The sequence below is a fragment of the Lysinibacillus sp. FSL M8-0355 genome (assembly GCF_038008985.1).
GTDB classification, from domain to species: domain Bacteria; phylum Bacillota; class Bacilli; order Bacillales_A; family Planococcaceae; genus Lysinibacillus; species Lysinibacillus fusiformis_D.
In genome coordinates, this window is record NZ_JBBPAI010000001.1 from 538,609 (window position 1) to 550,652 (window position 12,044).

The following is a 12,044-nucleotide window of genomic DNA, read 5'->3' on the forward strand; positions in this document are numbered from 1 at the left end:
AGCCTACGAGGATAGGGTGGTGGATTTTGTATCAGTTTTTTGGTGCGATTTTGACCCCTCATCATTCGAAGATGAGGGGTCTTATTTTGATGGAGAAAATATTTCTAACCAATTGACGCACGGATCAACAAAGGAGGATTCACATGAAGAAATTTTGGAAAATAGGATTATCAGCATTTTTAGCAGTAGGTTTGTTAGCAGCATGCGGGCAAGAAGCCAAAAATGACAAGCCAGTAGCTACGGAGCAGCAAACACAGCAAGAGACTCCACAGGTGGATGAAGCAACATTCCCAATGACCATAACAGATGCCATTGGCAAGGATGTTACACTTGAAGCACCGCCTGAAAAAATTGTTTCTCTTATTCCAAGTAACACAGAGATATTATTTGAACTTGGTTTAAATGATGAAATAGTTGGGGTGACAGACAATGATGATTATCCACCAGAAGTCGCTGAAAAGGATAAAATTGGGGGCATGGAGTACAATATTGAAAAAATTATTGCCTTAAAGCCAGATATCGTGTTTTCGCATGAATCTAGCATGTCCCTTTCAGAAGCGGCGATTGAACAGCTTGAGTCAGCAGGTTTGAAAGTATTTGTCGTAAAAAATGCACAAGACTTTAATGAAACTTACACAACGATTGAGCTACTTGGTCGTGCAACAGGGAAATTACCAGAGGCTGAAAAAATCATTGCTAATATGAAGGAAAAAGTGGAAGATGTCCTGACAAAAGTAAAGGATGTCGAACCCAAAAAAGTGCTAGTCGAAGCATCAGATGAACCTACTATTTATACGGCGGGTAATGGCACATTTATGAATGCTATGCTGGACATGATTCATGCAGAAAACGTAGCGGCAGATGCGAAGGATTGGTATGAAATTAGTTCAGAACAAATTATTGCGAAAAACCCAGATGTCATCGTTGTGACATATCATTATGTACCAGATATTTTAACAAAAATACCACAACGTGCTGGTTTCGATACTGTTAATGCCGTGAAAAATAAGGCAATCGTTCAAGTAGATGAAAGCACAACAAGTCGTCAAGGTCCCCGTTTAGGAGAAGGTCTTGAAGAATTAGCAAAAGCTATTTATCCAGAGGTATTTAAGTGAAAAAAATAGCACTAGCCTATGTACTAACATGTACGCTTCTTGTCATTAGTATCTGGTGTGGCGTAGCGATAGGCTCAGTTCATATTCCGTTAGAAGTTTTATGGAATCAAGCAGTTGATGTAACAGCTGCTAATATCTTTTGGAAAATCCGTCTGCCACGCGTGTTGTTAGCGGGACTAGTGGGAGCTTCTTTGGCCATTGCTGGAGCAGCTTTCCAAGGGTTGTTAAAAAACCCATTGGCAGATCCATATACATTAGGCGTCTCGTCGGGGGCATCTGTTGGTGCTGTTATTACGATCTTTTTTAGTATATCTATACCGGTCGTAGGCTTGTATGCCCTACCCACTTTTAGTATGATAGGCGCAATCATCACGATGGTAGTGGTCATGAGCTTCGCTAGAATGGTAGACCGTTCATTGAAGATGGAAACGTTAATTTTAACAGGTGTTATTTTTAGCTCATTTCTAGGTTCTCTCATTTCATTAATGATCGCTTTATCTGGAGAAGAGCTACGCCAAGTAATTGGCTGGTTACTAGGTTCTGTGTCAATGCGTGGATGGCCATATGTCCAAATGATCACGCCATTTGTTATTGTTGGTTCCATTATGCTTTGGACGCAAAGACGAGAGCTAAATGTTTTGTTATATGGTGAAGAGCGCGCGAAGCATTTAGGTGTCAATGTGAAACGTAGTAAGTATTTGATTTTAGCGGGTGGCTCCATGTTAACGGGAGCTGCTGTAGCGGTTTCTGGCACAATTGGCTTTGTAGGATTAGTTGTACCGCATATGACAAGGATGATTTGGGGTTCCGACCACCGCCATTTATTGCCACTATCGTTTTTCAATGGCGCAACTTTACTCATTGTTTGCGATTTAGTAGCACGAACAATTATTGTGCCAAGAGAGCTGCCTATTGGTGTTATTACAGCGTTTATTGGTGCACCTGTTTTCTCCTATATTTTTTATAAGCAACGTAGAAGTAAGGGGGTACGGGCATGATTATTGTCGAACATCTATCAGGTGGTTATGAAGATGTACCAATCGTCAAGGACATTAGTTTTACTGTTGAAAAAGGGAAAATTCTTGGTATTCTAGGACCGAATGGTAGTGGGAAATCCACATTATTAAAGGTAATGAGTGGGATATTACCAGCTACTGCTGGAACAATCACAATTGATGGACAAAATATCCTTTCTTATAATGCCCGTGCTTTGGCGCAAAAGATGGCTGTACTACCACAGCTTCATGCAAATGCTTTCTCAAACAGTGTAAGGGAGGCCATTTCATTAGGGCGCTACCCCCATCAAACAGGTTTTTTCTCAAGTTGGTCTGAACAGGATGAACAGGCTGTTCAGCATGCCATGCTGCAAACAGGTGTGAAACGCTATGAGCACACCCCGTTAGAATTTTTATCGGGTGGTGAACAACAAAGAGTATTTGTTGCCCAGGCATTAGCGCAAACAGCAGAAATTCTACTGCTGGATGAGCCAACCAATCATCTAGACATTGCACATCAACGGCAAATCTTAGATATGGTCAGGAAGGAAGCTGTGGAGTGTGGTTTAACGGTCGTTATGGTACTACATGATATGAATTTAGCCTCTCTCTATTGTGATGAATTATTGCTTATGGAGGGTGGGCAAATGAGAGCACTTGGAGCACCGCATGAAGTATTAATTGCCTCCCAAATTGAAGAAGTTTATCAAGCACGAGTGGCTACATATGCCCATCCCGAAATACCAAAACCTCAAATTACAATGATGCCCGCAACAACTGATTACCAGCAGCGAGCTGTCATCAAAAAAGACCATTTCATGATAACGGAACACTATATTCAACTCCAATCAGAGATTCCGTTAAAAACAGTGTCCTCTGCTGTTCATAACCCAGGTATTGGCTGGCATAATTGCTTGTTAAACCGCTCTGTACCTGGTGATTATGTGATAAGTGATGTAAAAAGAGAAGTTAGTGATTTTTTGCAAAGAGAGAATTTTTCCCCAACAAGTACTGTTGTGATGCTGACAGCAGTGCCAACAGCTCTTGTTGCCATCAATGAATTTTCAGCGCCTTTTGGCAGTATGATAGTAGCTGTAACAGCTGGTGTGGGCAATGCGGTTGATGTATCACGTGTACACGAAAGACAGGATGATCCATATATTGGTACTATCAATACATGGATCATAATCAATGGCTGTTTATCGGAGGAGGCATTTTTCCAGGCACTGATGACAGCTACAGAGGCGAAAACAAAAGCTTTGCAATCAGAAGATATTCGTGACGAGCGTAGTGGAACTATTGCTACAGGAACTGCTACAGATAGTCTGTTAATTGCAGCAACTCAAAAAGGGGAAGAAATGCTGTATGGTGGCCCGATTACGGAAGTTGGTAAAATGATTGCCAAGGGTGTTTATGAAACAACAGTTCAGGCCATCAGAAATTATAAAAATCAGTTTTAGGAGATGAGAGAAATGAAGCTTTACACGAAAACAGGCGATACGGGGAAAACAAGTCTAATTGGCGGACGCGTTGATAAAGATAGCTTACGTGTTGAAACATACGGGGCGATTGATGAATTAAACTCTTTTATCGGGAAGGCAGTAAGTGAATTAGATCAAGCACTTTTTAAGGATATTTTAACAGATCTTGAAACAATTCAGCATGAACTATTCGATGCTGGTGGTGACCTTGCCAATGTGATGAAAGAACGCCACTATAAATTAACAGAGCAACCGATTGAAGTGTTGGAAGCTCGTATAGATGCTTTATCAGATGAGGCACCACCATTACAACGTTTTATTTTACCAGGTGGCGCACCAGCAGCTGCAACTTTACACATTGCTCGTACAGTTGCACGACGAGCAGAGCGTGAAATGGTGACACTTATGAAAGAAGTGGAGGACGTGCCGAAAGTTGTACAAAAATATTTAAATCGATTATCAGATTATTTATTTGCAGCCGCACGTGTTGTAAATGCTCGATTAAACGTAGCAGATATTGAATACATTCGCAGTGGCAATGTCTTCAAAAAATAAACTTGTTATGTGAATGTCGCAGCTTTTATTAATTAAATTTTAAAAAAGAAAAGTAAAAAAATGCTACTTTGAATAAATTTCAGGGTGGCTTTTTTTCTTGTAAAGTGTAAGAATATAAAATTATCAGAAATATTTCCGTTTTATGTTGACTGAATGCTCACTCATTTATTAGAATAGGAATATATTGATATAGTGACGCACATTTCCGTATGAACTAGCAAATTTGCCGCAAAGAGAGAAAATTACGACAAACTAAAGGGGGGACCAACCATGAGTCCATTATTAATTGCTAACATAGTCTTAACAGTCGTGGTTGTGCTTTATGCAGTAGGATTGTTCTTCTATCTGTTGAAAACACGCTATAAGTATGTGCAATTGGGGAAAAAGGTTGAGTTTGATGAAAGTGTTAAAGAGCGACTACGCTATATTATGGTCAATGTATTTGGTCAAAACAAGCTATTAAAGGATCCAAAGAGTGGATTAATTCACGTGATGTTTTTCTATGGATTTTTGATGGTTCAGTTAGGGGCCATTGATTTAATTTGGAAAGGACTAGCACCAGGATCACATCTGCCATTAGGTATTTTCTATGGTGTCTTTACATTCTTCCAAGAGCTTGTAGTTTTAATGATTTTAGTTGCGGTAGTGTGGGCATTTTACCGCCGCTATGTAGAAAAGCTAGTGCGTCTAAAAAGAGGATGGAAAAACGGTCTTGTGTTAATTTTCATTGGTGGCTTAATGGTCTCAACATTAATCGCTAATGGTATGGGATTAATCTGGCATGGTGAGGGGTTAACTTATACGGAGCCTGTTGCTTCAAGCATTGCTGCTATATTTGGCTTCCTACCTGCATCAGTAGCTGCTGGAGTATTTTATGTTATGTGGTGGGCACATCTTTTAATTCTATTAACATTCCTTGTGTATGTACCACAATCTAAGCATTTCCATTTAATTGTTAGCCCACTGAATGTTTACATGAATCGTTTAGATCGTGTGGGTACATTAACGCCTATCGATTTTGAGGCATTAGAAGAAGCAGGAGAAAATGCTGAAAGTGAAGAGGATATGCCTTCAATTGGAGTTGGACGCATACAAGACTTCACACAAAAGCAAATGCTCGATCTGTATTCTTGTGTGGAATGTGGACGTTGTACCAATATGTGTCCTGCAACTGGAACAGGAAAAATGCTGTCTCCAATGGATTTAATCGTAAAATTGCGTGATCATTTAACATTTACTGGCGCTGTTGTAACAAAACAAAAGCCTTGGGTACCTTATCAATTCTTTGCCAATACCAAGGGTAATCAGCTTGCGATGGCTGCTGGTGCTGAAGGCGCAGTAATTGAAGATATTTACAGCCCATCTTTAATTGGCGATGTGATTACAGAAGAAGAAATTTGGGCTTGTACGACTTGTCGAAACTGTGAGGATCAATGTCCAGTAATGAATGAGCATGTTGATAAAATCATCGACCTACGTCGCTATCTAACAATGACGGAAGGAAAAGTTAATCCTGATGCACAACGTGCCATGACAAATATCGAACGACAAGGGAATCCTTGGGGCTTAAACCGTAAAGAAAAAGAGAATTGGCGTGATCTTGATCCAACAATCCATATTCCAACAGTAAAAGAGTTAAAAAAATCTGGCGAAGAAATGGAATATCTATTCTGGGTTGGTTCGATGGGGGCATTCGATAATCGCTCTCAAAAAATTGCTTTAGCTTTCTGTCGTCTATTAAACGAAGCTGGTGTGAAGTTTGCGATCTTAGGAAATAAAGAGAAAAACTCTGGGGACACACCTCGTCGTTTAGGAAATGAATTTTTATTCCAAGAATTAGCTACAGCAAATATTGATGAGTTTGAGAAAAATGATGTGAAGAAAATAGTGACAATCGACCCTCATGCTTACAATATCTTTAAAAACGAATACCAAGACTTTGGCTGGAATGGCGAAGTGTATCATCATACTGAAATACTAAATCAGTTGATTGAGGAAAATCGTCTGGCACTCAATTATGAAGTTCATGAAACAATTGTTTTCCACGATTCCTGTTACTTAGGCCGTTACAATGATGTTTATGATGCGCCGAGAGAAATTCTACGCGGTATCCCGGGTGTGAAGCTTGTGGAAATGGAACGAAATCGCGAAACTGCTATGTGCTGTGGTGCAGGTGGTGGCTTAATGTGGATGGAAGAGCATGTTGGTAATCGCATTAATGTAGCTCGTACAGAGCAAGCTCTTGCTACTAATGCATCCGTTATTTCATCTGGCTGTCCTTATTGCTTAACAATGCTGGAGGATGGTACAAAGGCAAAAGAAGTGGAAGACTCTATTGGCACATTCGATGTAGCAGAATTACTAGAGCGTTCAGTGTTCGGTGAAAAAGTGAAGGCTGTTGATCCTTCATCTGAGGAAGCTGAAGAAGAAACATTAGAGGAAGTGGTAGCATCCGTAGAAAATGTTCAACAGGACGAGAATACGGAAGCGAACGCAGAAAAATGATCGCTATTGTAGAAATATTTTAGTTATCTGAAAAATATAAATTGCACAATAAAAAATTGTTTTGTAGAATAAGATTAAATGGAAATGGGAGTTGCAACTAACAAGCTCCCATTTTTCATCGATAGAAGTCGAGCGAGCGTTCAGTCAATGAAATGCTATACTACTTCATCGAGTACGTAAAACAAAAGGGGTGTTTTACTTGAATAGAGCTGTCATTTTAGTAGGAGCAAGAACTGCATTTGGTAAATTTGGAGGTTCATTATCAACATTACATGCAAGTGATCTAGGGGCAATTGCAATAAAAGGTGCGCTAGAGAAAGCAAATATTGCATCTGACGAAGTAGATGAGGTTATTTTGGGCTCTGTTTTACAAGGGGGACAGGGGCAAATACCTTCGAGGCAAGCTGCGATAAAAGCCAATTTACCAACAGCGGTAAAAACAGAAACAATCAATAAAGTTTGTGCATCAGGGATGCGTGCAGTGACATTAGCAGATCAATTGATTCGATTAGGGGACGAAGAAGTGATTATTGCTGGTGGAATGGAGTCTATGTCCAATGCTCCGTACTATCTGTTAAATGGTCGAAATGGCTTGCGTATGGGAGATTCCACAATGGTGGATGGCATGCTTTATGACGGTTTAACATGTGCTTTCGATAAAGCGAGACCGCATATGGGGAGCTATGGTAATGCAACAGCTAAGGAATTCTCGCTCAGTCGTGAGGAACAGGACGCTTGGTCTGTTCGCAGTCATGAGCGCGCACTAGCGGCGATTGAACAAGGTTACTTTGCTGAAGAAATCGTACAAGTGGAGATTCCACAACGTAAAGGACAACCACTGATCGTCGATACAGATGAAGCACCAAGAGCAGGTACAACGTTGGAGGTACTAGCAAAACTGAAACCAGCCTTTGACAAGGATGGCACGATCACAGCAGGTAATGCACCTGGCGTTAACGATGGTGCATGTGCCCTCGTGGTTATGAGTGAGGAACGTGCCACACGTGAAGGAAGAGAGCCATTAGCAATAATTTTAGGTCATGAAGAGCTTGCCATCGAGCCAGAAAACTTCCCACAAACACCAGGTCTTGTTATTAATAAATTGCTGAAAAAAACCAATAAATCATTGGCAGATATTGATTTGATCGAAATCAATGAGGCCTTTGCAGCAGTCGCTTTGGTCAGCAAGCAGTTAGCTGATTTAGATGCTGAAAAGGTGAATGTTAATGGCGGTGCGGTTGCTTTAGGTCATCCTATTGGAGCATCTGGTGCACGTATTATTTTAACGCTTGCACAAGAATTGAAGCGTCGTGGTGGAGGCATCGGTATTGCTGCAATTTGTTCAGGTGGGGGTCAAGGTGATGCGATTATGATTGAAGTACCAAAAACAGGGGGACTGAACTAATGGGAATTCAGAAGGTAATGGTCATTGGTGCAGGGCAAATGGGCTCTGGCATTGCACAAGTTTGTGCACAAGCCGGCTATGATGTGAAATTGAATGATATTAAACAAGAGTTCTTCGAGCGTGGAATAGGAGTTATTACAAAAAATTTATCACGTGATGTAGAAAAGGGCCGTAAAACGGAGGATGACAAAGCGGCTGTTTTAGGTCGAATTAGTATGTCACTAGATTTACAGGATGCTAGTGATGTAGATATTATCATCGAGGCAGCTGTAGAGAATATGGACATTAAGCAATCCATCTTTAAGCAACTTGATGGCATTGCACCAGCACATGCCATTTTAGCTACGAATACATCTTCGTTGCCTATTACTGAAATCGCTGCGGTAACAAATCGACCAGAGCAAGTAATTGGTATGCATTTTATGAATCCAGTGCCAGTAATGAAGCTTGTTGAAATTATTAGAGGTTTAGCAACTACGGATGAAGTATACAAAGCTGTTGAAGCGATGACAGTCAAGTTAGCGAAAACACCAGTAGAAGTGAACGACTTCCCAGGATTTATTTCAAACCGTATTTTGCTACCAATGATTAATGAAGCAATTTATGCACTTTATGAAGGTGTAGCTACGAAGGAAGCAATTGACGATGTGATGAAGCTAGGTATGAACCATCCGATGGGACCATTAACATTAGCAGACTTCATTGGCTTAGATACTTGCCTTTACATCATGGAAATTTTACATGAGGGTCTAGGAGATAGTAAATATCGCCCTTGTCCACTGCTTCGTAAATACGTTGCAGCTGGCTGGCTAGGAAAGAAATCAGGAAGAGGCTTTTACGTTTACGAATAATCCTATGGGGATGGGGTTATGTAGATGTTGCGGGACAACTTAGAGGGGTGACATTATAGATGCAATTGCAATTTACAGATGAGCAAATGATGATGCGCGATATGGTTCGTCAATTTGCTCAGGAAAAAATTCAACCATGGGTAGGGCGGATGGAAGCAGGAGAATTTCCACGTGAGCTTCTACAACAAATGGGTGAACTTGGCTTAATGGGGATTACGACACCAGAAGACTTAGGTGGCTCTGGTATGGATTTTACATCGTATATTATTGCGATTAATGAATTGTCAAAAGTAAGCGCTGTAATGGGGGTTATTTTATCAGTGCATACTTCGGTTGGAACAAATCCAATCATTTACTTTGGAAATGAGGAACAAAAGAAGCGTTATGTACCAAAGCTTGCAGCCGGGGAATATTTAGGCGCATTTTGTTTAACAGAGCCAGGTGCAGGCTCTGACGCAGGGTCTCTACAATCAAAGGCAGTACGAGACGGCGATGAATATGTGATTAACGGCTCTAAAGTTTTTATTACAAATGGCGGAGAGGCTGATGTATATATCGTATTCGCCTCAACCAACCCTGCTGAAAAAACACGAGGTATTTCGGCTTTTATTGTTGAAAAAGGAACACCAGGTTTAATCATTGGTAAAGATGAACAAAAGATGGGTTTACATGGCTCACGCACTGTTCAACTGACATTCGATAATTGCCGCATCCCAACCGACAACCTTTTAGGGGAAGAGGGAGAAGGCTTCAAAATTGCGATGGCGAATTTAGATGTAGGGCGAATCGGTATTGCAGCACAGGCATTGGGGATTGCTGAAGCAGCACTAGAGGCGGCTACTACTTATGCAAAAGAGCGTGTGCAATTTGGTAAACCGATTGCTGCTCAACAAGGAGTTGGCTTTACACTCGCTGATATGGCAACAGCTGTTGAATCGGCAAAACTATTAGTGTATCGTGCAGCAGATTTACGTGCAAAAGGTTTACCGTGTGGAGCAGAAGCTTCAATGGCCAAACTTTTCGCATCACGAACAGCTGTACAAACGTCAATAGAAGCGGTTCAAGTTTTTGGCGGCTACGGCTACACAGAGGACTATCCAGTAGAGCGATATTTCCGTGATGCAAAGGTCACAGAAATCTATGAAGGTACAAGTGAAATTCAAAAACTAGTTATTAGTAAACATTTACTGAAATAAAGCCTGATGATAGGCTATTCTCTTAGGGATGACTTATTAAAGTGGAGTAAAGACCCTCATCAAGAATGGAAACTCGCTCCAATGCTCCAATATGATTGACAATCGCTGAACCCAGAACAACACACAGGTAACATAGAACAGAGTCTAATTAAAAAGGGGAAATGGACAATGAACTTTCAGTTAACAGAAGAGCATGAACAATTACGTGAAATGATTCGTGATTTTGCTATAAATGAAGTGGCACCAACAGCTGCTGAACGTGACGAGAATGAAGAATTTGACCGTGCAATTTTCGATAAAATGGCGGAGCTTGGGTTAACTGGTATTCCGTGGCCAGAGGAATATGGTGGAGCTGGGTTTGACTACCTTGCATATGTCATTGCTGTTGAAGAATTATCACGTGTCTGTGCCTCCACTGGGGTAACATTATCAGCACATACTTCACTGGCAGGATGGCCACTGTACAAGTTCGGTACAGAAGAACAAAAACAAAAATACCTTCGTCCAATGGCAGAAGGAAAACATATTGGTGCGTATGGTTTAACAGAACCAGGTTCAGGATCTGATGCGGGTGGCATGAAAACATATGCTAAACGTGATGGCGATGATTATATTTTAAATGGCTCAAAAATCTTTATTACAAACGGCGGAGTGGCAGATACATATATTGTGTTTGCAGTAACAGATCCAGAAGCTAAACACGGTACATCAGCATTTATCGTGGAAGCTGGATTTAAAGGTTTCTCTGTAGGGAAGAAAGAAAAGAAATTAGGAATTCGTTCATCTCCTACAACCGAAATCATTTTCGACAACTGCCGTGTTCCAAAAGAAAACCTGCTAGGAGCTGAAGGGGAAGGTTTTAAAATTGCTATGACGACACTAGATGGTGGACGTAATGGTATTGCTGCTCAAGCTGTAGGAATTGCACAAGGAGCGCTGGATGCAGCAGTTGACTATGCCAAAGAACGTGTGCAATTTGGTAAACCAATCTCTGCTAACCAAGGTGTATCTTTTAAATTAGCAGACATGGCAACTCAAATTGAAGCTTCTCGACTTCTTACATACCAAGCGGCTTGGTTAGAGTCTAATAACCTACCATATGGTAAGGCTTCTGCAATGGCGAAATTAATGGCTGGCGATACAGCAATGAGTGTAACGACAGAGGCGGTTCAAGTATTTGGTGGCTATGGTTATACAAAGGATTATCCAGTAGAGCGCTTTATGCGTGATGCGAAAATTACTCAAATTTACGAAGGTACGCAGGAGATTCAACGTCTTGTAATCTCGCGTATGCTAACGAAATAATTGATGACAGAAAAAGATAAAAGGCCCCAAGTACAGTCAACTGTAAAAGATGAAAATTTAATCGCCATTCGTCGTGAACAAATGATTCAAGGAGCTATTAAGCTATTTAAAGAAAAAGGCTTTCATCGTGCCACGACGAGAGAAATCGCAAAAGCTGCAGGCTTTAGTATTGGTACTTTATACGAGTACATCCGTACTAAAGAAGACGTTCTTTATCTTGTTTGTGATAGTATCTATCATCATGCAATGGAGCGGCTTTCAAGTTACGAGATTAAAGCTGGAACAATTGATGAGTTAAAAGAAATGATTCGAGAATATTTCGTGCAAATTGATAGCATGGTTGATGAGCTAACAATCATGTATCAAGAAACAAAATCATTGTCAAAAGAAGCACAACGCTATGTCTTTAGTAAAGAGTTTGAAATGGTTGCCACTTTTGAACGCTTGCTACAGCGCTGTGTGCAGTCTGGGGAACTAACAATGACAGACAAGCAAATCCATTTAGCAGCCAATAACTTAGTTGTCTCAGGACAAAGTTGGGCGTTCCGCAAATGGGCATTACATCGTCAACATTCAATTGATGAGTTCATCGACATGCAAATCACCTTGTTCATTTCAGGCATAAAGGGGTTCTAA

10 protein-coding genes are annotated in these 12,044 nt (G+C 40.8%); all 10 read left to right on the forward strand.

Annotation, left to right across the window (positions count from 1 at the left end):
* Positions 1 to 143 precede the first annotated feature (143 nt).
* Positions 144 to 1,115, forward strand: coding sequence for an ABC transporter substrate-binding protein (locus tag MKY46_RS02590; RefSeq protein WP_340833705.1), 972 nt, complete (start codon positions 144 to 146; stop codon positions 1,113 to 1,115).
* Entirely contained in the window at positions 1,112 to 2,113 is a 1,002-nt protein-coding gene (locus MKY46_RS02595) for a FecCD family ABC transporter permease (protein ID WP_340833707.1), read from the forward strand. The genes MKY46_RS02590 and MKY46_RS02595 overlap by 4 nt, the downstream gene beginning before the upstream one ends.
* On the forward strand, positions 2,110 to 3,570 hold the full coding sequence (locus MKY46_RS02600) for an adenosylcobinamide amidohydrolase (RefSeq protein ID WP_340833708.1): 1,461 nt from the start codon (positions 2,110 to 2,112) through the stop codon (positions 3,568 to 3,570). The genes MKY46_RS02595 and MKY46_RS02600 overlap by 4 nt, the downstream gene beginning before the upstream one ends.
* Before the next feature lie 12 nt (positions 3,571 to 3,582).
* Positions 3,583 to 4,146: a cob(I)yrinic acid a,c-diamide adenosyltransferase gene (locus MKY46_RS02605; RefSeq protein ID WP_036121468.1), complete on the forward strand. Its 564-nt coding sequence runs from the start codon at positions 3,583 to 3,585 to the stop codon at positions 4,144 to 4,146.
* 270 nt (positions 4,147 to 4,416) lie between these two features.
* Positions 4,417 to 6,651, forward strand: a complete 2,235-nt coding sequence (locus MKY46_RS02610) for a heterodisulfide reductase-related iron-sulfur binding cluster (protein WP_271912337.1) — start codon at positions 4,417 to 4,419, stop codon at positions 6,649 to 6,651.
* A 199-nt stretch (positions 6,652 to 6,850) separates the two neighbouring features.
* The gene (locus MKY46_RS02615; protein ID WP_340833709.1) at positions 6,851 to 8,056 is read left to right on the forward strand and encodes an acetyl-CoA C-acetyltransferase; all 1,206 of its coding nucleotides are present in this window, start codon (positions 6,851 to 6,853) and stop codon (positions 8,054 to 8,056) included.
* On the forward strand, positions 8,056 to 8,907 hold the full coding sequence (locus tag MKY46_RS02620; protein WP_036121460.1) for a 3-hydroxybutyryl-CoA dehydrogenase: 852 nt from the start codon (positions 8,056 to 8,058) through the stop codon (positions 8,905 to 8,907). Before MKY46_RS02615 ends, MKY46_RS02620 begins: the two co-directional genes overlap by 1 nt.
* Before the next feature lie 59 nt (positions 8,908 to 8,966).
* On the forward strand, positions 8,967 to 10,103 hold the full coding sequence (locus MKY46_RS02625) for an acyl-CoA dehydrogenase (protein WP_340812543.1): 1,137 nt from the start codon (positions 8,967 to 8,969) through the stop codon (positions 10,101 to 10,103).
* 168 nt (positions 10,104 to 10,271) lie between these two features.
* Positions 10,272 to 11,408, forward strand: a complete 1,137-nt coding sequence (locus tag MKY46_RS02630; protein WP_036121450.1) for an acyl-CoA dehydrogenase — start codon at positions 10,272 to 10,274, stop codon at positions 11,406 to 11,408.
* 3 nt (positions 11,409 to 11,411) lie between these two features.
* Positions 11,412 to 12,044: a TetR/AcrR family transcriptional regulator gene (locus MKY46_RS02635; RefSeq protein ID WP_036121448.1), complete on the forward strand. Its 633-nt coding sequence runs from the start codon at positions 11,412 to 11,414 to the stop codon at positions 12,042 to 12,044.